We start from the raw sequence: 20515 nt of genomic DNA on the forward strand, positions 1-20515 counted from the left end.
GGATTCGGGTCCATCGTCGTATTCGACGGTCGGCTCAACCTGCGACGGCGGGGCTCCACTGAGCGACGGCGGTCCGCTTGCGCATCGAAGCGAAGCTGTGGCGTGCCGGACTGAGCAGGGTGGTGAACCAGTTACGCCGATGATCGGCCAACGCCAAGGCAACTTCGGGAATCAGAATGACGTGAACTCCCGACTCCATGCCGAGACGGTGCCGACCCTGGTGGATCTGATTGCTTCGCATCGAACATCCTTTTCGCTAGCAGCGGGTCGGCAAATACTTATCTCGCACGACGAAGATAACGGACCGATCGGTAAACCTGGTGTATTTGGGGCCGGTGTGCTCCGGCGTGTTCGATGACAGACTGGTCACCATGTTGAGACTGGGCCTCACCGGAGGCATCGGAGCTGGAAAGTCCACCGTGTCGAAGATTCTGTCCGAGTTGGGCGGAGTGATCGTCGACGCCGACGTGATCGCGCGGGAAGTCGTCGAACCCGGCACTCCCGGACTCGCGAAACTGGTCGAGGCCTTCGGCGACGACATCCTGTTGCCCGACGGCGCGTTGGACCGGCCGGCCTTGGCGTCGAAGGCATTTGCCACCGACGAAACGCGCGCGACCCTGAACTCGATCGTCCATCCGCTCGTGGGTGCGCGCACCGCGGAACTCGTCGACGGTGCGCCGCAGGATGCGATCGTCGTCCAGGACATCCCCTTGTTGGTCGAAGGCAAGATGGGCGCGTTGTTCCAACTCGTCGCCGTCGTCTACGTCGACGCGGAGGAGCGGGTCCATCGGCTCGTGCACCAACGAAACATGCCCGAGGACGACGCGCGCGCTCGGATCGCGGCACAGGCGTCGGACGACGATCGTCGTGCCGCCGCCGACATCTGGATCGACAACAGCGGTGCGATGGGAGCGATCGAGGCGAATGTTCGCGCGCTGTGGAGCGACCGACTCGTGCCGTTCGAGAAGAACATTCGCGACGGCGTCACCGTCGCCACACCGCCCGTGCTCGTCGACGCCGATCCGACATGGGGGGCGCAGGCCGAGCGTCTCGTGGCGCGACTCGCGCTGGTGTGTGGAAGTGCCGCTGCGAGAATCGATCACATCGGATCGACCGCTGTCCCAGGTCTCGACGCCCGCGACGTGCTCGACATCCAGATCACCGTCGCCACCCTGGACGACGCGGATTCGCTCGCGGAGTCGTTGCGGCGCATCGGTTTTCCGCGTATCGAGGCGATCACGTTCGACGATCCCGAGCCCGGGTACGGCATCGGGGGAGAAGCCGATCCGGCCGTGTGGGGCAAGCGAATTCACGGTAGCGCGGACCCGGGACGACCGGCCACGGTGCACATCAGGGTCGACGGTTGGCCCGCACAGCAATTCGCCCTCGTGTTCCGCGACTGGCTGCGCGCGGACGCCGACGCGGCCGCCGAATACGGTGCCGTCAAGCGCACGGCCCAGGCAGCCGCAGCCGAGGTCGACGACCCGGCGGACGCGGTCGACAAGTACGAGAGCGTCAAGGCGCCGTGGTTCGACGGCGCCTACACGCGCGCGTGGACGTGGGCCGAGGAGACCGGTTGGAAGGCCTGAGCGTCAGTCGTACGGTCGCCAGGTCGTCGGCATTCCCAGTGAGGCGAGCCACGCGTCGAGGTCGTAGTCGAAGCGGGCCAGCCCGTCGACCGCTGTGACTGCCCGGTGCATCGCGCGCTCGGACGTTGCGCCGTCGAGCAGTCCGGCGCAACGAGCGTCCAGAAGCTCGTCGACGTCGAGGAGATCGAACCCTCGCCCGGTACGCACGACGACATCGAGGTAGTGGTCGGTGGACGTCCAGACGTTCCCGGCCACGAACTCGCCGACGTCGACGTAGTAGTTCTGATCCCGCCGGTGGCCCGCGACGTAGTGGAAGATCGACGCGCGCAGCCCGAGGTCGGGGAGCAGCCACGACTGCAGATAGTCGAACTGCGCGTGATCCGACGGTCGGGCCATGTACAGACCCCACGGTTCGACGCGGTATTCGTCGACCGGGCGTACGAAACCCTTGGGGTCCGTGTTGGTCAGGCCCGGAACGTCGAAGTACTCGACCTTGGGAGAATGGACGTGGGAGTGGGGCGCGGAGGCGGGGGCGTCCATGGGTGATCAAGGTACCTGTCTTCGCGCGGGGAATCTGTCGGTGGTCGCGTCTACCCTGGAAGCATGGCGTTTGCATCCGAACATCCCGTGGTGGCTCACTCCGAGTTCCGTCCGGTAGGCGACATCGAGCGGACGGGTCCTGCGTTCGAGGTCGTCAGCGAACACAAGCCGGCAGGCGACCAGCCCACCGCCATCGCCGATCTCGAACGCCGCCTCAAGGCCGACGAGAAAGACGTGGTTCTGCTCGGTGCCACCGGCACGGGTAAGTCCGCGACGACGGCGTGGCTCATCGAGCGGATGCAACGTCCGACGCTGGTCATGGCACCCAACAAGACCCTCGCAGCACAGTTGGCCAACGAGTTGCGTGACATGCTGCCCAACAACGCGGTCGAGTACTTCGTGTCGTACTACGACTACTACCAACCCGAGGCGTACATCGCGCAGACCGATACGTACATCGAGAAGGACTCGTCGATCAACGACGACGTCGAGCGCCTCCGCCACTCGGCAACGGCACATCTGCTGTCCCGACGCGACGTCGTCGTGGTCGCATCGGTGTCGTGCATCTACGGTCTCGGTACGCCGCAGTCGTACGTCGACCGTTCGATCCATCTGGAAGTGAACGTCGAGGTTCCACGCGATGCCCTGCTGCGGCTTCTGGTCGACGTCCAGTACACCCGCAACGACATGTCGTTCACCCGTGGGTCGTTCCGCGTCCGAGGTGACACCGTCGAGATCATCCCGTCGTACGAGGAGCTGGCGGTTCGCATCGAGTTCTTCGGCGACGAGATCGAGGCGCTGTACTACCTGCATCCTCTGACCGGTGACATCGTGCGCCAGGTCGATTCCGTGCGCATCTTCCCGGCGACGCACTACGTCGCGGGTCCCGAGCGCATGGAGAAGGCCGTCAAGAACATCGAGGCAGAGCTCGAAGAACGGCTCGCGGAACTGGAGGGCAAGGGCAAACTCCTCGAAGCGCAGCGCCTGCGCATGCGCACCGAGTACGACCTGGAGATGATCAAGCAGGTCGGGTTCTGCTCCGGCATCGAGAACTACTCGCGTCACATCGACGGGCGTGGCCCAGGCAGCGCTCCGGCCACGCTCATCGACTACTTCCCCGAGGACTTCCTCCTGGTCATCGACGAGTCGCACGTCACCGTGCCGCAGATCGGTGCGATGTACGAGGGGGACATGTCCCGCAAGCGCAACCTGGTGGAGTTCGGCTTCCGCCTGCCGTCGGCCACCGACAACCGGCCGCTGACGTGGGAGGAGTTCACGCAGCGGATCGGACAAACCGTCTACCTGTCCGCGACGCCCGGCAAATACGAGCTGGGTCAGACGGGCGGTGAGTTCGTCGAACAGGTCATTCGCCCGACCGGTCTCGTCGATCCGAAGGTCGTCGTCAAGCCGACCAAGGGGCAGATCGACGACCTCGTGCACGAGATCCGCGAACGTACCGAGAAGGACGAGCGCGTTCTGGTCACCACGCTGACGAAGAAGATGTCCGAGGACCTCACCGACTACCTGCTCGAACTGGGCATTCGAGTCCGGTATCTGCATTCGGACATCGACACGTTGCGCCGCGTCGAGCTGCTGCGCCAACTACGTCTCGGTGAGTACGACGTGCTCGTCGGCATCAACCTGCTGCGTGAGGGTCTCGACCTACCCGAGGTCTCTCTCGTCGCCATCCTGGACGCCGACAAGGAGGGCTTCCTCCGCAGCGGCACGAGCTTGATTCAGACCATCGGTCGTGCAGCTCGTAACGTGTCCGGCGAGGTCCACATGTACGCGGACAAGATGACCGACTCGATGAAGTACGCCATCGAGGAAACCGAGCGCCGACGCGAGAAGCAGATCGCATACAACAAGGAGAAGGGCGTCGACCCGCAGCCGCTGCGCAAGAAGATCGCCGACATCCTCGACCAGGTCTACGAAGAGGCCGACGACACGGCAGAGTCCGTCGAGATCGGTGGTTCGGGACGTAACGCCAGCCGTGGCCGTCGCGCGCAGGGCGAGAAGGGCCGCGCAGCAGTCAGTTCCGGCGTGTACGAGGGTCAGGACGTGAAATCCATGCCGCGCGCCGAGCTCGCCGAGCTCGTCAAGAACCTCACCGACCAGATGATGAACGCTGCTCGTGAACTGCAATTCGAACTGGCGGGACGCTTGCGCGACGAGATCCAGGATCTCAAGAAGGAGCTGCGCGGAATGGACGCGGCGGGACTGAAGTAGCGGCATCGGCGTTCGATACGGTTCAGGAATGGACGCATCGAACGCAGGCCGGAGTGCACGCGCACTCGAACTTCTTCATTCGCTCACCTACTTCGTCCCCGAAACCCAGGACGCGCTGACCGAAGCGGGCTTGGAGGGTCGGGCACCCTACTTCGCCGGCCGAGCGGCGCCCCTCGGTCCGGTCGGTGCAGGCGTCGTCACGGCGACGTTCTACAGCTTCAACCGGGAACTGATCGAGCCGTTGGTCCCGGCCGCCTGGTCGGTGCTGTCGCCGGAGAAGATCATCGAGATCCGGTACAGAACTCTCGACGCCGCGTACGAGCGTCTGTTGGGAGCTGAGGTACTGCGTTCGGCCGAGATGGCAGAGGCGGCCGAACTGGCATCCATCGCCGCGAGCCAGATCCCCGGCAACGACGGCCGGCCGCTGTACTCCGCGTACGCGGAGCTCGAGTGGCCGGAGGTTCCGCACCTTCGACTGTGGCACGCGTTGACGCTGCTGCGGGAGTATCGCGGCGACGGCCACATCGCAGCCCTGCAGACAGCGGGGCTGAACGGAATCGAGGCGCTGATCTCGCACACGGCGACGGGCAAGGGCTTCGAGAAGGAGTTCGCTCGGAAACGTCGTGGCTGGTCCGAGGAACAGTGGAACGACGGCGTCGACGCACTGCGGGACCGAGAGATCCTGGATTCGAACGGGACCCTCACCGAACATGGCCACGATCTGCGTACCGTCGTCGAGGACATCACCGACGATCTGGCTCTCGCGCCGTGGGCGGCATTGGGTGAGGACGGCGCGGCGAGGCTCGTCGAACTCGCGACGCCGTGGCGTGATGCCGTCGTCGAGCAAGGTGTGTTCCCGCCCGGCGTCTTCGGCAAGTGACACTCGTTCGTGCGCCGCGACGAAGCGGCGCACGAACGAGTGTCAGCTCGTGATGTCCTTGGTGGAGAAGCGCCGCCACGCGACGATTCCGAACACGGTTGCGTAGGCGAGAGCCGAAAACGCACCGACGAGCATGTCGTTCCATTCGATCGTCGGCGACAACGTGTCGGTCCACGCGCTGAAGTAGTGTCCGGGCAGGTAGTTGCGCAGCGATCCCAGCGCGGTGATCTGGTCGAGAATCTGCGTCAGGATCGACGTCATCACAGCCCCGCCGACGGCTCCGAGAGGTGCGTCGGTGAGCACGGACAGCAGCATCGCCAGCCCCGCGACCCACAGCAGGTTCACCGCGATGTACACGATGGCGATCATGAGCCTGCCCAGAGCGTCGACGTACGGGAGACCGTCCCCGAACGGCGTCACCAGGGGTTCGGCGCCGTACAACGCAGTGCCCAACGCCAACGACACGGCCACCAACACCAGGATCGCGACGATCGACAACGTGGCCGACACCAACGCTTTCTGCAGCAGCAGACGCGTGCGCGGTACCGGTATGGCGAGGAGGTACCGCAGTGACGACCACGACGCCTCGCTGGCCACCGAGTCGCCGAAGAACAGCGCGACGACGACGATCAGCAGGAATCCGACCGACATGAACAGGGTGAACACGGTGAAGTTGACGCCACCGCGTGTGCCGAGTTCGATCAGGCCGCCGGCGTCCGCGTCGTCGGACGACCGCCCGATGGCGAACGCGATCGCCAGGATCACCGGGAGCAACGCGAGGAAGCCGATGGCGAGTTGTGTTCGCCGACGGCCCAATTGGCGTCGCAGCTCGGTGCGGAACGGCAGCGTCCGTCCCGCCTGATACCCCGGGGCGCGCCCGTCGGTGTGCGTTGTGCTCATCGGTCGCCCTTCGTCGAGGCCACGGGTTCGGAATCGGTGACCGCGGCAGTCGCGTTCGCGGGAGAGTCACCGTGGACGAGTTCGAGGAACACGTCCTCGAGCCGGGTGGACTGAGAGACACCGCGCACGTCGAGTCCGGCATCCACCAAGGCCCGGACGACGACGCCGGGATCCGTGGTTCCCAGGTCCACGCGGAGTGTGCCGTCGTCGGTCACCTCGGGCGTGTGGTCCGTCTCGGCCACCACCTCGGCTCCGCGCTGGGGGTCGCTGACGCGAATGTCCGTCAGCCCGCCCGAGGCCGTCAGTTCCTTGACGGTTCCCGTGCTGATCACCGAACCTCGGTTCATCACCACGACGTGCGTACACGTCTGCTCGACCTCGGCCAACAGATGGCTCGACACGAGCACCGTTCGACCCGTGCGCGCGTAGTCGATCAGAACGTCCCGCATCGCTCGGATCTGCGGCGGGTCGAGACCGTTGGTCGGTTCGTCCAGAACCATCAGATCCGGCAGCCCCAACATCGCTTGGGCGATCGCGAGGCGCTGTCGCATTCCCTGGCTGTAGGACTTGACCTTGCGTTCGACGGCAGCGCCCAGGTCGGCGATCTCCAGCGCCTCGTCGAGGTGCGCTTCTTCCAGCGGACGTCCGGTCGCCTGCCAGTACAGACGGAGATTCTCGATACCGCTGAGGTGCGGCAGGAAGCCGGACCCCTCGACGAACGATCCCAGTCGGGACAGCACAGGAGCGCCGGGGGAAACCTTGTGCCCGAAGACTCTGATCTCACCGCTCGTCGGCGTGATCAGCCCCATGAGCATGCGAAGCGTCGTCGTCTTGCCCGCACCATTGGGGCCGAGAAGTCCCAGCACCTGTCCCTGCTGGATCGCGAAGCTGACTCCGTCGACGGCTTTGAAGCCGTTGGAGTAGGTCTTGGCCAGATCGGTGATGACGAGGGGAGTGTCGACCAGCGACTCGTCGACCTCGGCCACGAGGCGACGGCGCGACCGAATCACATTGATCGCAACGAGAGTCGCGACGGCGACCGCGATCGCCCCGATGCCGACGAGCGGAGCGATCGGAACCGAACTGTTCCCGCGTGCGACACCGTCGACCATGGGCACGGTGAGCACCGGATCGTCGAGCGCGACGACGAACTGGGCAGGCTGCAGCGGAACGGCGTACGCCTGATCCGTCGTCGACACCGAGACCTCGACGCGATGCCCTTCCGGAACCACGTAGCTGATGCCTGGCAGTGTCACGGTCACCGGAATCGGCCCGTCGTTCACCGTGTCGGGCAACCGAATCGGCGCGACCGCTCCTCCGGGAAGGGTTCTTCGACCGTCCGGCCCGACGTCGTAGAACTTGACGAAGAGAACGGCTTCCTGCGGCCCGGCGAATGCGCCGACTCGGAGGTTCACGCGCGATGCACCCGTCACCGACAGCGGGGCGGTGAGCGGTTCGCTGGTGAACGTTGCCGATTGACCGGGAATGTCGGCTGCCAGTTGTGCTCCCGCGGTGGTCGCCGTCAGCGTCGACAGGACCGAACCGAGGCCGGGGACCGACGAGATCGCCGACGGGGATGCGCCCGGTGGACGGATGATCGTCTGTTCCCCGGTCGTCGTATCGGCGGAACCGGACGGCGACAGCGGAACCGGTACCTCCTCGGTGGACGACGGCTGATCCGACGCCAAGCCGGGGTAGTCGGCCGCGGTCATTCGCCGGTCACGCGACCTCTGCTGCCCAGCCGCCGACCCTTCGAGCGTGTACGCGAAGGGCGCAGCCGCCGGATCCGACTCGCCGCGAAGGTGCTCGTCGAGGAAGTCCTTCATCGCGTTGTCGGCGCTGCCGTTGGTGCCGCCCGCGTCGTGGCCGCCGCCGAACCAGCGCACCTCGACATCGCCTCCCGCGTCGGCGATCTGACGCGCGGTGGCGTCGGCCTGATCGAGGCCGAACAACGTGTCCTGCACACCTTGGACGAGGAGCGTTGGTGCCGTGATGTTCGACGCGACCGCGGCGGGAGAGTGAGCCGTCAGCAGCGCGAGAAGTTCGGGCGACGGCACACCGGTGACAGCCGATTCGCCGTAGGCTGCGCAGAATTCGGGCGCGAAGCGGCCACAACCGGGTGCACCGCCTGCCGCTTCCTGGGGTGTGGCGGACGAGTCGTCGGACGCACCCGATGCGCTGCCCGCGCCGAAAAACGCTCCGGCCCAGCCACGTTTGAGCACTCCTGGCCCGCCGTACACGGACCCGGCCGGGGTGGTGATGGCACCCAGAGCATCGCGACCGGCGTCGGACGTGACGCCGTAATTGGGAAAGAGCGCCTGTCCCAAGTCGTTCCAGGTGATGGCGGACGCCACCGCGTCGACGCGCGGGTCGGTGCCGCCGACGCTCAGCGCGAGCGCGCCGCCGTACGACCCCCCTGCGACGCCGACGCGTGGGTCTCCCGGTCCGTCCAGTTGCACCTCGGGTCGGTCGGCGAGCCAGTCGATCAGTGCCCGCCCGTCGGCGACTTCGCGGTCCGGATCGTTCAGAGAGATGGTCCCGGTGCTCGTCCCGAACCCGCGTGCGCTGTAGGTCAACACGGTGAAACCGTCCTCGGCGAGGGCGCGAGCCTGCCCGTCGACCGAGAACTTGTCGCCGCCGAACCCGTGCGCCAGAAGGACTGCAGGTGCGGGAGTCGATTCGGGAACGTAGAGACGCGTGTCGAGGTCGACGGACTCGGGGGAGCCCGGGCTCTCCGGTACGGTCACCGTCGTGTCGAGGGTGGCGATGTCCGGTGCCGAGTCGAAGGGGCGTACGACGAAGAAGACGGCAATGCCTACCACGGCGGCAATCGTCAGGGCCGCGAGAAGGACGGCCCTCGATGACCGTCGCGGCCGGGGGATCTGCATGAAACCAATCTAGGTGAGACCACCGACTCGTGTTGTCGGCGAAGTTCGCCTCAGGAAAGCCGGATACAGATAGTGTCATCGCAGACATCGCGGGGCCTGCACGTCGGGGCCTGTGACAGACCACGAAACAGCAGGAACGAAGCGCCACACGGCATGTGACGCAACCTACAACTGGAGGAATGAATGAGTGCCTACCGCACCGTAGTCGTCGGAACCGATGGCTCCGAATCGTCGTTGCGGGCCGTGGAGAAGGCTGCCGCACTGGCAGGTGACGCCGACGCGAAACTCGTCATCGCCTGCGCCTACTACCCGGCGGATCCGAAGGAGACGTCACAGGCCGCCGACGCCCTGCGCGAGGACGCCTACCAGATCACCGGTTCGGCTCCTACTCACGACATTCTCCGCACCGCACGGGAGCATGCGACGAAGGCGGGCGCCAAGTCGATCGAGGAGCGTGCCATCGTCGGTTCCCCCGTCGAGTCACTGCTGCAGTTGGTCGACGACGTGAAGGCCGACCTGCTGGTCGTCGGTAACCGCGGTCTGAACTCGTTGACGGGTCGTCTGCTCGGATCCGTTCCGTCGGACGCTGCCCGCAAGTCGACGTCGGATGTGCTGATCGTGCACACCGTTCGCTGACGTCCTGCCCGTGAACGGCACGGTGAGCGTGTGCTCCCCGTGCCGTTCTCGTGTCAGGACACGGCTGCGTCGAAGGGCTGCAGCGCTGCGAGTTCGTCCGGCAACGGTTCCGTGTGGACGACGCCGAGGCGCTGGGTCGCGCGGGTCAGCGCGACGTAGAGGTCACCCATTCCACGTGGTGATTCGGTGACGATGGCCGCGGGTTCGACGATGAGCACCGAGTCGAACTCGAGGCCTTTCGCGTCCTTCACCGTCGACACCGTCACGTACTCGGACTTCAAGGACGAGAACGCGTCGACGAGCGTGTGCGGTACGAGTACGGCGCTCAGACCTGGCCGCGGATGCTCGTCGACGCGTGCCTTCACGACGTCCGTCAAGTCGTCGGGGTTCACGTGCAGCGACCACGGATGCCGACCCGAGTCGCGGACCGAGCGGGGAACCGCCTGCACGGGGTCGATCGAGGCGAGCACGTCACGCGCCACCGTCATGATTTCCGACGGCGTGCGGTAGTTGACGGTCAGTTCCGTACGCTTCCACCGTTGTGCGACATACGGTTCCAGTACTTCGCTCCACGACGTCGTTCCGGCCGGGTCGCCTGTCTGCGCGACGTCGCCGACGAGGGTCATCCATCGATTCGGTATCCGGCGCATGACCATTCGCCACGCCATGTCCGACAGTTCCTGCGCTTCGTCGACGATGACATGCCCGTACGTCCAGGTTCGGTCGCCGGCCGCGCGCTCCGCGGTGGTCAGCCGAGCACCCGAATCCTGGCGCTGCGCAAGCTGACTGGCGTCGATCAGGTCGTAGGCCATGAGGATCTCGGGGTCGAGTTCGTCCTCGAGATCCTGCGGTGCCGAACCGGTGAGGATGTCCAGTGCGCCCTGCGCGTCCGCAATCTGATTGCGCCACTGCCGGTTTGCGCGCTCGCGTTCGGCGGCGTCGTCGATGCCGAGAAGCTCGGCCAGTTCGTCGAGCAGGGGAGCGTCGCCCGTGCTGAACCGTCTGCCGACGCGCAGCAGCGCCTGCCGTTCGTCGTCGGTGAGGTTCGGGGCCGCGGATGCCAGCCGTTCTTCGGAAGCGAAGAGTTCCAACAACACCTGCTGCGGGGACAGATCCGGCCACAACTCGTCGATCGCGGCCATCACGTCGGCGTCGTCGCGCATCTCGTCGCGCATGTCGGCGATGTCGTCGCGGCTGAGGAGGCTACCGCCGTCGACGAGGTTCTGGCCCAACGTGTCTGCAAGCTGCTGCGCGAGCTGATCGATGACGGACGAGACGAACAGCGGACGTGCGAGATTGTGCGGCCGCCGCGACGATCGCGCGCGACCTCGCGCGCGGGTGACGATCTTCTTGTCGAGCACGATCTCGTACGTGTCGAAACGCAGGCGTTTCGGCGCGGACGGAACCTCCTGGCGATCGCGCACCGCTTTCGTGAGCACCGCGATCATGTCGGTCGAGCCCTTCAGCTGCGCCGCGGTGATCGAATCCTCCAGCGTCGCACGCACTCCCGGGTACAGGTTTCCGACCGTCGACAACAGGACACCGGTCTCACCGAGCGACGGGAGAACCTGCCCGATGTAGTCGAGGAACGTGGCGTTCGGTCCGATGATCAGCACACCGCTCTTCGCGAGCTGCTGTCGGTAGGTGTACAGAAGGTACGCGGCGCGGTGCAGCGCGACGGCGGTCTTGCCGGTACCCGGACCACCCTGCACCACCAGAACGCTGCGGTGCTCGGAGCGGATGATCGCGTCCTGTTCGCTCTGGATGGTCTCGACGATGTCGTTCATGTGCCCGGTGCGGGCCGCGTCGAGAGCCGACAACAGAGCGCTCTCGCCGGCGACGCCGGTGGCCGACGCATCGAGGCCTGCATCTTTCGCGGCCGCGAGATCGAGGTACTCGTCGGCGATGGAGGTGACGCGTCGGCTCCGACTGCGAATGTGCCTGCGCCGGACGACATCCTCCGGTGCCGCCGTCGTCGCGAGATAGAACGGACGTGCCATCGGGGCACGCCAGTCCAGCAGGAGGGTCTCGTAGTCGTTGGCCTCGTCGAGAATGCCGACACGGCCGATGTACCGGACCGGGTTGTCGTCGCCCGACGGCTGCAGGTCGATGCGGCCGAAGCACAGACCGTTCTCGGCGGCGTCGTACTTGGCGATGTCGTCGTTGTAGAGCTGACTGAACGACTCTCGTTCGCTTCGAGCCTGCGGGGTGCCGCCGGTTTCGAGAAGAACGGTGCTCAGTCGATTCTGCGCGTACCTGCGCAGTGCGTCGAGCTGGTCGTACAGCATCGTGACGTACGCCTGCTCACGATCCTGCTCGCTCGGTGCTTCCTCGGTGACAGTCGTGGGGTCGGAGGAAGTGTGGCCGTCGTCCGGCAAAGGGTCTCCTCGGGAGTTCGGCAGAAGAATTCGATGGCGCGAAATTCGCCCAAGCAGTCTACGACGTGAACGGGCCCCGCCGCAGAACCGCAGTTCAGGACGGGGCCCGATCGAACAGGTGGTGAATCTGGAGGTGCTACTTGGAGAACTTCTGGACGCGCTTGTCGAGGTCCTTGCGAGCCTTCTCGACCTTCTTCTCCAGCTTCGCGCGAGCCTTCTCGGTTGCTTTGTCGAAATCGCGGCTCTGCTTCTCGGCCTGCTTGCGTGCGCGCTTGCTGAGGCCCTCGGTGCGGTCGGCGGCGATGTCGACCCACTTGCTGCCGCGGTCCTGGGCCAGCTCGGCCAGCTCGGAGCCACGCTTCTGTGCCTTGTCGGCCAGCGTCGATCCGCGCTTCTGAGCGAGGTCGGCCAGATCGGATCCGCGATCCGCCGCCCGGTCGGCGAGCTTCGATCCGCGCTTCTGCGCAATCTCCGCGAGCTCCGAACTGCGGTCGGCCGCCTTGTCGGCCAGCTTGGATCCGCGCTTCTGAGCGACCTCGGCGATCTCGGAACTACGGTCGGCTGCCTTGTGTGCCCATCGGGACAGGACGGGCTGCGCGGTGTCGGCGAGCTCCGAGCTCTTCTCGGCGGCGACGTCGGCCCAGTGCGAGACGACCGGCTGCGCGGTGTCGGCGAACTGCGAGCTCTTCTCGGCGGCGACGTCGGCCCAGTGCGAGACGACCGGCTGCGCCGAATCTGCGAAGCTCGCACTGCGAGCAGCCGCGACCGAAGCGAGTTCCTTGACGCGATCGGATGCGGTGCCGAGGCGGTCGGCGGTGTCGTGCGAGCCGGGGAGTGCCGACGAGATCGACTCCGATGCCTTGCGAGCCGCACGACGGCCGCGCCACGCGAGCGACGGCTTGCCCTCGGTGTCGACCGCGGCGATCAGAAGTCCGCCGAGGAGGCTGACGTTCTTGAAGAACTGGGTGCGCTGAGCGGCCTTCGCCGCGGGGTCGGTCTCGTTCCAGAACGCGTGACCGGCGACCGTCGTCGGAACGAGGCTGCCGGCGAGAGCCAGCGACGCGATACGCGGCGCCTTGCCGGTCGCGAGCAGCAAACCTCCACCGACCTGGATCGCGCCGTTGATGCGGACCAGCGTCTCGGGATCGTCGGGAACGTTGGAGGTGACGCTGTCCGGCAGCGCGTCCTGTCCCTGGGAGATCAACGGTGCCGCGGCCTTGGCTTTTCCAGCGGGATTCCGGAGCGCGTCGATACCTCCCGCGATGAAGATGGTCGACATCAGCGGACGGGCGATTCGGCGGACGAGCATTGACAGCCTCCTGCGTAGTTCGTGGACAACGTCGATGTACGACGCGTCCGACAGGAGCTCGCCCCCGTCGACCCGCGTCGATCCACCGTATCCATACCCGGGAGTTCCGGACTTCAAGCGCGAGCGTGTTTCACCAGCCGCGCTGGCGCCATTCGTCCAGGTGCGGACGCTCGGCGCCGAGCGTCGTGTCCTTGCCGTGGCCCGGATAGACGACGGTGTCGTCGCCGTATTCGTCGAACAACTTCGTGCTGACGTCGTTCAGCAGGGAGGTGAAGTGCTCGGGGTCGGACGTCTTGCCGACGCCACCCGGGAACAGGGAGTCGCCGGTGAACAGGTGCGTGACACCGGACTTCGAATCGGTCAGCGCGAGGGCGATCGATCCGGGTGTGTGACCACTGAGATGAATGACGTCGAGAGTGAGTTCGCCCACCTCGACGGTGTCTCCGTCGGCCAGCAGCCGATCGGGAGCGACCGGCAGAGGTTCGGCGTCCAGGCTGTGCGCGGCGGTGGGCGACGCGGTGCCTCCGGCGATGTCTTCCAAGGCCTGCCAGTGGTCGGCGTGCTGGTGAGTCGTGACGATGAGCGCCAGGGTGGGGGCGTTCTCGTCGATCAGCTGCGACAAACGGGTCGCGTCGTTGGCTGCGTCGATGAGCAGGGACTGGCCCGTCGCGGAACAAACGATGAGGTAGGCGTTGTTGTCCATCGGACCGACCGAAATCTTGGTGATGGTGCCACCCGTGATCGTGCGCCGTTGCGGGGCAGATTCCTGCGACACTGCGCCGGTGTAATGGTCGTCGATGACCATGAGGTGCTCGTCCATTTGGTGGACGCTACCGTCGCCCTCGACGCGTCGCCGCCCCGCCCCTCGGGAGCCGGTTCGGGCGCGCAGCGGGTGGCGAGAAGAGCCAGGTAGGTCGAGCGGTCCACCGAACTTGTCGGTGGGTCGGCCTAGCATTGCTACTGCGTGAGGTCATACCTCGCGCAGGCTTTACATGAGTTTCGGTTCGACTGTTCGGGTACGAACGTCGGTAGGCCAGCTCGTTCGACAAAGAAGGGAACACAGTGGCGGATCGCCTGGTAGTACGGGGTGCGCGCGAACACAACCTGCGGGGAGTCGACATCGACCTCCCACGCGACAGCCTCGTCGTCTTCACGGGCCTGTCCGGATCGGGTAAGTCGTCGCTCGCGTTCGACACCATCTTCGCCGAGGGCCAGCGTCGCTATGTGGAGTCCTTGTCCGCCTACGCGCGCCAGTTCCTCGGTCAGATGGACAAACCGGACGTCGACTTCATCGAGGGTCTGTCGCCGGCCGTGTCGATCGACCAGAAGTCGACCAACCGGAACCCTCGATCGACCGTGGGCACGATCACCGAGGTCTACGACTACCTGCGCCTTCTGTACGCGCGTGCAGGCACGGCCCACTGCCCGGTGTGCGGCGAGAAGATCGCCAAGCAGACGCCGCAGCAGATCGTCGATCAGGTGCTGGCGATGGAGGAGGGCACCAAGTTCCAGGTCCTGGCACCCGTCGTGCGCACCCGCAAGGGCGAGTTCGTCGACCTGTTCGAGTCGCTGAACACCCAGGGGTACTCGCGTATCCGCGTCGACGGTGTCGTGCACCAGTTGACCGATCCGCCGAAGCTGAAAAAGCAGGAGAAGCACGACATCGAGGTCGTCGTCGACCGCCTCACGGTCAAGGCCAGTTCCAAGCAGCGTCTGACCGACTCCGTCGAGACCGCCCTGCGCCTTGCCGACGGCATCGTCGTCCTCGACTTCGTCGACCGCGACGAGAACGCCCTCGATCGTGAACGCCGGTTCTCCGAGAAGCTCGCGTGCCCCAACGCACACCCGTTGTCCATCGACGATCTGGAACCGCGGTCGTTCTCGTTCAACTCCCCGTACGGCGCATGTGGGGAATGCCTCGGACTGGGCGTGCGCAAGGAGGTCGACCCCGATCTGGTGGTACCCGACCCCGAATTGTCGCTCGGCGAGGGTGCCATCGCACCGTGGTCGATGGGCCAGACATCCGAGTATTTCGGACGACTGCTGTCCGGTCTGGCCGACGCCATGGGCTTCGACCTGAACACGCCGTGGAACAAGCTGCCCGCAAAGGTGAAGCGAGCCGTCCTCGAAGGCAGCGACCACCAGGTCCACGTCAAGTACCGGAACCGGTACGGCCGGACCCGCTCGTACTACGCCGAGTTCGAAGGCGTCATGCCGTTCCTGCACCGTCGCCTCGAGCAGACCGAGTCCGAGCAGATGAAGGAGCGGTACGACGGCTACATGCGCGACGTGCCGTGCCCGGTGTGCGGCGGCGACCGTCTGCGCCCGGAGATCCTGTCGGTCACCATCGAGGCCGGCGGTTTCGGGCCGAAGTCCATCGCCGACGTCTGCCGGTTGTCGATTTCCGAGACCGCGGACTTCCTGAACAGCCTGACCCTCGGTAGCAAGGAAGAGGCCATCGCGGGGCAGGTGCTGAAGGAAGTGCAGGCGCGCCTCGGCTTCCTGCTCGACGTCGGCCTGGAGTACTTGTCGCTGTCGCGCGCGGCGGGGTCACTGTCCGGTGGCGAGGCGCAGCGCATCCGGTTGGCGACACAGATCGGTTCCGGTCTCGTCGGCGTTCTGTACGTTCTCGACGAACCGTCCATCGGTCTGCACCAGCGGGACAACCGTCGACTCATCGACACGTTGACGCGTCTGCGCGATCTGGGCAACACGCTGATCGTCGTCGAGCACGACGAGGACACCATTCGGACGTCCGATTGGGTCGTCGACATCGGGCCGATGGCAGGCGAGCACGGCGGCCGCGTCGTACACAGCGGGTCGTACCAGGACTTGCTGACCAACGAGGAGTCGCTCACCGGTGCCTACCTGTCGGGTCGGATGGAAATTCCACTCCCGGACTTCCGCCGGGTCGTGGACAAGAAACGACAGATCACCGTCGTGGGTGCGCGTGAGCACAATCTGCGCGGTATCGACGTCAGCTTCCCGCTCGGCGTCCTGACGTCCGTGACGGGTGTCTCGGGATCCGGGAAGTCGACGCTCGTCAACGACATCCTCGCGACGGTCATGGCGAACAAGCTCAACGGTGCACGTCAGGTACCGGGGCGGCACACCCGCATCAACGGTCTCGATCAGCTCGACAAGCTCGTGCGGGTCGACCAGTCGCCGATCGGCCGGACGCCGCGGTCCAACGCGGCCACCTACACCGGTGTGTTCGACAAGATTCGTACGTTGTTCGCCGCCACCACCGAGGCGAAGGTGCGCGGCTACCAGCCCGGGCGATTCTCGTTCAACGTCAAGGGCGGCCGGTGCGAGGCGTGTTCGGGCGACGGAACGCTGAAGATCGAGATGAACTTCCTGCCCGACGTCTACGTGCCGTGCGAGGTGTGCGAGGGCGCCCGCTACAACCGCGAGACGCTCGAGGTGCACTACAAGGGCAAGACCATCGCTCAAGTTCTCGACATGCCGATCGAGGAAGCCGCCGAGTTCTTCGAGCCGATCAGCTCGATCCATCGCTACTTGAAGACCTTGGTCGAGGTCGGGCTCGGCTACGTCCGGCTCGGCCAGCCGGCGACGACGTTGTCCGGCGGTGAGGCACAGCGAGTCAAGCTCGCGTCCGAGTTGCAGAAGCGGTCCACCGGCCGCACGGTGTACATCCTCGACGAGCCCACCACAGGTCTGCACTTCGAGGACATCCGCAAGCTGCTCGGTGTGGTCAACGGCCTCGTCGACAAGGGCAACACCGTCATCGTCATCGAGCACAACCTGGACGTCATCAAGACGTCCGACTGGATCATCGACATGGGTCCGGAAGGTGGTTCCGGCGGCGGAATGGTTGTGGCACAGGGCAATCCGGAGGATGTCGCCGCCGTGCCCGAGAGCTACACGGGCAAGTTCCTGCAGGAGGCGCTGACGCGTGAGCCTGTGGCTCAGCCGAAGAAGGCTGCGGCGAAGAAGGCTCCGGCGAAGAAGCGTGGTCCCCGCAAGGCCGCTGCGGTGTGACCTCGTTCGAGCGTTCCGCCCTCTACACGCATGTGTGTAGAGGGCGGAGTCGTTTCTGGTGGGGGGTCAGTACACCGGGCCGGTGTACTTCTCGCCCGGGCCCTTGCCCGGCTCGTCCGGGTGCGCCGACTGCTCGCGGAAGGCCTTCTGCAGAGCCTGCAGACCTTCACGAATGGGTCCTGCGTGCGGCCCGAGGTATTCGACGGACGCGGTGACGAGGCCTGCGAGAGCCGTGATGACGCGTCGCGCCTCGTCGAGATCCAGGTAGGGGCTTTCCGACGGGTCCGCCTCGGACAAGCCGAGCTTCTCGGCGGCGGAGCTCATGAGCATCACGGCTGCGCGGCTGATGACCTCGACGGCGGGGACGTCGGCGAGTTCGCGCACGTCGTGCTCGGCGTCGTTGCCGGATTCGGGGGTGCTTGTCATGCCTTCGAGCATTCCATGCCGTCGAAGATGCGCCGACGGACCACCGCCGATTCGTCGTCGGGCGGGGTGCCCTGGTAGAGTCTTCCACCGACCGTCTTCGACGCGCGCACTCGCAAGAGTTCGTTCGTACGGAGGCAGCAAGTGGAGCCCGACTCCCACCGGCATGCAGCACAATAGTTGCTTCCGGTCCGGTCGCTCGACACATCGGAGTTCGATCGCAGCATTCAGGCGATTGCCTCGGATGGCCGAGCTTTCTCGTCCAGTACGAGAAGATCCATACGGCGTGAGCCGGGTGTGATCGACCGGTCGACATCGGGCCCTGCGCCAGCGGAATGCTGGAGCAGGGTTTTTTCGTTGTAGAGGGCAGTGTCCTTTCGGGGACGTGTCCTGACGGCGAGATGTCGAAGGACCCGGGCAGGCGGGCTGTGCGACAGGCAGGCGGTCGGCTCGACACCACACCGCACTACCTAGGAGGCCCCATCAGCACTGAGACCCGCATCAACGATCGCATCCGTGTTCCCGAGGTTCGACTCGTCGGACCCGGCGGTGAACAGGTTGGCATCGTGCGTGTTGAAGATGCACTCCGCTTGGCTCTCGAAGCCGACCTCGATCTCGTGGAAGTGGCTCCCGACGCACGTCCGCCGGTCTGCAAGATCATGGACTACGGGAAGTTCAAGTACGAGGCAGCGCAGAAGGCGCGTGAGTCGCGCAAGAACCAGACCCTCACGGTGATCAAGGAGCAGAAGCTCCGTCCGAAGATCGACGCCCACGACTACGAGACCAAGAAGCGCAACGTCATCCGCTTCCTCGAGGCCGGGTCGAAGGTCAAGGTCACCATCATGTTCCGTGGTCGCGAGCAGTCCCGCCCCGAACTCGGCTTCCGGTTGCTGCAGCGTCTGGGCGCAGACGTTGCCGATCTGGGATTCGTCGAGACGTCCGCAAAGCAGGACGGCCGCAACATGACCATGGTTCTGGCTCCTCACAAGGGCGCCAAGACCCGAGTGAAGGCGCAGGAAAGCGCCGCCGCTCCGCAGGCGCAGCGTGCTCCGGCACCTGCCCAGCCCGCATCCGGCGACGCCCCGGCCACGCCGCCTGCAAGCTAGACCAGAACACGTAAGAACCCTGCCGACCGTCGGTCGGCAGGGTTACAGCCGAGCAAGACCGAAGAGCACTACAGAAACCGAGGACTCCATGCCCAAGCAGAAGACCCACAGTGGCGCCAAGAAGCGATTCAAGGTGTCCGGCAGCGGCAAGATCCTGCGTCAGAAGGCCGGCCGTCGCCACCTGCTGGAGCACAAGGCAACCAAGGTGACTCGTCGCCTCGACGGTGTCGCAGTCGTCACGAAGGCCGACGAGCCGCGGGTCAAGCGCCTGCTCGGCCTCTGATCTGGACTTCGTAGCCGGCGGCCGAGCCGTCGGCCCCTCCCTTTTTCCATCCGGGGTTCGTAGAAGCCCCCAGATCGACAGGATTCACCAGTGGCACGCGTAAAAAGGGCCGTCAACGCCCAGAAGAAGCGCCGTTCGATTCTCGAAGCGTCCAAGGGCTACCGCGGACAGCGCTCACGTCTGTACACCAAGGCCAAGGAGCAGCAGCTCCACTCGCTGACCTACGCCTACCGCGACCGCAAGGCGCGCAAGGGTGACTTCCGCAAGCTGTGGATCACGCGCATCAACGCTGCAGCTCGCGCGAACGACATCACCTACAACCGCTTCGTCCAGGGCCTGAAGGCTGCGGGCGTCGAGGTCGACCGCAAGATCCTCGCGGAGCTTGCCGTCTCGGACGCCGCGGCATTCGCCGGCCTGGTCGCAGTGGCCAAGGCTGCTCTGCCTGCCGACGTCAACGCTCCTGCCGGAGAAGCAGCCTGAGCAGGTTGACTCACGTCGATCCAGACCCGAAACGACCCGTGGACACGCTCACCGAGCGCACCCCACGGGTCGTTTCGGCTGTCAAGCTCCTGCGTGCGGCCGAGCGTCGCAAGACGGGCCTGTTCCTCGCCGAGGGAAGCAACTCGGTCACCGAAGCGCTTGCGGCCGGGGTCGTCGAGCAGCTGTTCTTCCGTGACGACTCCGCCGACCGCAATCGCCTGGTCCTCGACGCGGCGGCCACCGCGGGGGTGCGTACGTACCCGATCAGCGAACGTGCCGCGAAGGGTCTGTCCGACACGGTCACGCCGCCCGGCATCGTCGCGGTGTGCCGAACGATCGACGTCGACGTCCCGACCGCGCTCGACGGAACGCCGCAGCTCGTCGCCGTCCCGGTGGAGGTGTCCGAGCCCGGGAACGCGGGAACCGTCGTTCGCGTCGCCGATGCGGTCGGTGCCGATGCGGTCGTGTTGCTCGGCGATGCGGTCGACCCGCACAACGGCAAGTGCGTCCGCGCGTCTGCGGGCAGTCTGTTCCACCTGCCGATCGCGCGAGAGCGCTCGATCGACACGGGTATCGAGGCCCTGCGCGCGCGCGGGTTGACCGTTCTGGCGACCGCCGCCGACGGTGAGGTCGACCTCGACGATGCCGACGAGTTGTTGAGCGGGCCGACGGCGTGGCTGTTCGGCAACGAGGCGCACGGGCTCGCACCGTCCGTCGCGGCGAACGCCGACCATCGCGTACGAATCCCGATTCACGGGCGAGCAGAGAGCTTGAATCTCGCGACGGCCGCTGCCATCTGTCTGTACGCGAGCGCACGCGCCCAGCGGCAGTCCCGTCGTGATCGATCCGGCCACCTCGCCTAGGATCGAAAC

General features: G+C 65.8%; 17 protein-coding genes. 9 read left to right on the forward strand and 8 right to left on the reverse strand.

The features are described from left to right. Positions 1-34: 34 nt before the first annotated feature. Positions 35-241 (reverse strand): hypothetical protein, encoded by a 207-nt coding sequence (locus A3K89_RS01515; RefSeq protein ID WP_068420840.1) that lies wholly within the window; start codon positions 239-241, stop codon positions 35-37. Positions 242-371: 130 nt separating this feature from the next. On the opposite strand from A3K89_RS01515, the gene coaE reads away from it, so the two are divergent. Then, complete coding sequence (gene coaE, locus A3K89_RS01520) at positions 372-1589, forward strand: dephospho-CoA kinase (RefSeq protein WP_068420982.1); 1218 nt, start codon at positions 372-374, stop codon at positions 1587-1589. Between the two features lie 3 nt (positions 1590-1592). On the opposite strand, the gene A3K89_RS01525 is transcribed toward coaE, so the two are convergent. Then, positions 1593-2129, reverse strand: a complete 537-nt coding sequence (locus A3K89_RS01525) for a DUF402 domain-containing protein (protein ID WP_068420843.1) — start codon at positions 2127-2129, stop codon at positions 1593-1595. A gap of 63 nt (positions 2130-2192) precedes the next feature. On the opposite strand from A3K89_RS01525, the gene uvrB reads away from it, so the two are divergent. Further along, positions 2193-4358, forward strand: a complete 2166-nt coding sequence (gene uvrB, locus A3K89_RS01530; protein ID WP_068420845.1) for an excinuclease ABC subunit UvrB — start codon at positions 2193-2195, stop codon at positions 4356-4358. Between the two features lie 28 nt (positions 4359-4386). Further along, positions 4387-5238 (forward strand): SCO6745 family protein, encoded by an 852-nt coding sequence (locus tag A3K89_RS01535; RefSeq protein WP_068420847.1) that lies wholly within the window; start codon positions 4387-4389, stop codon positions 5236-5238. A gap of 42 nt (positions 5239-5280) precedes the next feature. Here A3K89_RS01535 and A3K89_RS01540 read toward each other — a convergent pair whose 3' ends face one another. Together A3K89_RS01540 and A3K89_RS01545 are read right to left on the reverse strand one after the other, a co-directional pair. After that, on the reverse strand, positions 5281-6138 hold the full coding sequence (locus A3K89_RS01540) for an ABC transporter permease (RefSeq protein WP_068420849.1): 858 nt from the start codon (positions 6136-6138) through the stop codon (positions 5281-5283). Further along, the gene (locus tag A3K89_RS01545) at positions 6135-9026 is read right to left on the reverse strand and encodes an alpha/beta fold hydrolase (RefSeq protein WP_068420851.1); all 2892 of its coding nucleotides are present in this window, start codon (positions 9024-9026) and stop codon (positions 6135-6137) included. The genes A3K89_RS01540 and A3K89_RS01545 overlap by 4 nt, the downstream gene beginning before the upstream one ends. A 183-nt stretch (positions 9027-9209) precedes the next feature. On the opposite strand from A3K89_RS01545, the gene A3K89_RS01550 reads away from it, so the two are divergent. Further along, positions 9210-9662, forward strand: coding sequence for a universal stress protein (locus A3K89_RS01550; RefSeq protein WP_068420853.1), 453 nt, complete (start codon positions 9210-9212; stop codon positions 9660-9662). A 53-nt stretch (positions 9663-9715) separates the two neighbouring features. On the opposite strand, the gene A3K89_RS01555 is transcribed toward A3K89_RS01550, so the two are convergent. The 3 genes from A3K89_RS01555 to A3K89_RS01565 all read right to left on the reverse strand — a co-directional run bounded on the left by A3K89_RS01555 (position 9716) and on the right by A3K89_RS01565 (position 14169). After that, entirely contained in the window at positions 9716-11950 is a 2235-nt protein-coding gene (locus A3K89_RS01555) for a HelD family protein (RefSeq protein WP_157105201.1), read from the reverse strand. A gap of 226 nt (positions 11951-12176) precedes the next feature. Continuing rightward, entirely contained in the window at positions 12177-13349 is a 1173-nt protein-coding gene (locus A3K89_RS01560) for a DoxX family protein (RefSeq protein ID WP_068420983.1), read from the reverse strand. 130 nt (positions 13350-13479) lie between these two features. After that, positions 13480-14169, reverse strand: coding sequence for an MBL fold metallo-hydrolase (locus A3K89_RS01565; protein WP_068420857.1), 690 nt, complete (start codon positions 14167-14169; stop codon positions 13480-13482). 242 nt (positions 14170-14411) lie between these two features. Between A3K89_RS01565 and uvrA the strand changes: the two genes are divergently transcribed. Next, positions 14412-17351 (forward strand): excinuclease ABC subunit UvrA, encoded by a 2940-nt coding sequence (gene uvrA, locus A3K89_RS01570; RefSeq protein ID WP_068420859.1) that lies wholly within the window; start codon positions 14412-14414, stop codon positions 17349-17351. A 66-nt stretch (positions 17352-17417) separates the two neighbouring features. Here uvrA and A3K89_RS01575 read toward each other — a convergent pair whose 3' ends face one another. After that, positions 17418-17777: a DUF1844 domain-containing protein gene (locus A3K89_RS01575; protein WP_157105193.1), complete on the reverse strand. Its 360-nt coding sequence runs from the start codon at positions 17775-17777 to the stop codon at positions 17418-17420. Between the two features lie 398 nt (positions 17778-18175). Here A3K89_RS01575 and infC point away from each other — a divergent pair, with 398 nt between their 5' ends. The 4 genes from infC (at position 18176) to A3K89_RS01595 (ending at position 20506) form a co-directional block, all read left to right on the forward strand. Continuing rightward, complete coding sequence (gene infC, locus A3K89_RS01580) at positions 18176-18880, forward strand: translation initiation factor IF-3 (protein WP_068420863.1); 705 nt, start codon at positions 18176-18178, stop codon at positions 18878-18880. 88 nt (positions 18881-18968) lie between these two features. After that, entirely contained in the window at positions 18969-19163 is a 195-nt protein-coding gene (gene rpmI / locus A3K89_RS01585; RefSeq protein ID WP_068420865.1) for a 50S ribosomal protein L35, read from the forward strand. 90 nt (positions 19164-19253) lie between these two features. Then, positions 19254-19643 (forward strand): 50S ribosomal protein L20, encoded by a 390-nt coding sequence (gene rplT, locus A3K89_RS01590; RefSeq protein ID WP_068420867.1) that lies wholly within the window; start codon positions 19254-19256, stop codon positions 19641-19643. Between the two features lie 38 nt (positions 19644-19681). Next, positions 19682-20506, forward strand: coding sequence for a TrmH family RNA methyltransferase (locus A3K89_RS01595; RefSeq protein ID WP_068420868.1), 825 nt, complete (start codon positions 19682-19684; stop codon positions 20504-20506). Positions 20507-20515 lie beyond the last annotated feature (9 nt).

The sequence above is a fragment of the Rhodococcoides kyotonense genome, assembly GCF_001645385.1.
GTDB classification, from domain to species: domain Bacteria; phylum Actinomycetota; class Actinomycetes; order Mycobacteriales; family Mycobacteriaceae; genus Rhodococcoides; species Rhodococcoides kyotonensis_B.

Coding starts and splice junctions, on each gene's coding strand:
- A3K89_RS01515 (WP_068420840.1), bottom strand. CDS start 241: ATGCGAAGCAATCAGATCCACCAGGGTCGGCACCGTCTCGGCATGGAG.
- coaE (WP_068420982.1), top strand. CDS start 372: ATGTTGAGACTGGGCCTCACCGGAGGCATCGGAGCTGGAAAGTCCACC.
- A3K89_RS01525 (WP_068420843.1), bottom strand. CDS start 2,129: ATGGACGCCCCCGCCTCCGCGCCCCACTCCCACGTCCATTCTCCCAAG.
- uvrB (WP_068420845.1), top strand. CDS start 2,193: ATGGCGTTTGCATCCGAACATCCCGTGGTGGCTCACTCCGAGTTCCGT.
- A3K89_RS01535 (WP_068420847.1), top strand. CDS start 4,387: ATGGACGCATCGAACGCAGGCCGGAGTGCACGCGCACTCGAACTTCTT.
- A3K89_RS01540 (WP_068420849.1), bottom strand. CDS start 6,138: ATGAGCACAACGCACACCGACGGGCGCGCCCCGGGGTATCAGGCGGGA.
- A3K89_RS01545 (WP_068420851.1), bottom strand. CDS start 9,026: ATGCAGATCCCCCGGCCGCGACGGTCATCGAGGGCCGTCCTTCTCGCG.
- A3K89_RS01550 (WP_068420853.1), top strand. CDS start 9,210: ATGAGTGCCTACCGCACCGTAGTCGTCGGAACCGATGGCTCCGAATCG.
- A3K89_RS01555 (WP_157105201.1), bottom strand. CDS start 11,950: ATGCTGTACGACCAGCTCGACGCACTGCGCAGGTACGCGCAGAATCGA.
- A3K89_RS01560 (WP_068420983.1), bottom strand. CDS start 13,349: ATGCTCGTCCGCCGAATCGCCCGTCCGCTGATGTCGACCATCTTCATC.
- A3K89_RS01565 (WP_068420857.1), bottom strand. CDS start 14,169: ATGGACGAGCACCTCATGGTCATCGACGACCATTACACCGGCGCAGTG.
- A3K89_RS01575 (WP_157105193.1), bottom strand. CDS start 17,777: ATGACAAGCACCCCCGAATCCGGCAACGACGCCGAGCACGACGTGCGC.
- infC (WP_068420863.1), top strand. CDS start 18,176: ATGTCGAAGGACCCGGGCAGGCGGGCTGTGCGACAGGCAGGCGGTCGG.
- rpmI (WP_068420865.1), top strand. CDS start 18,969: ATGCCCAAGCAGAAGACCCACAGTGGCGCCAAGAAGCGATTCAAGGTG.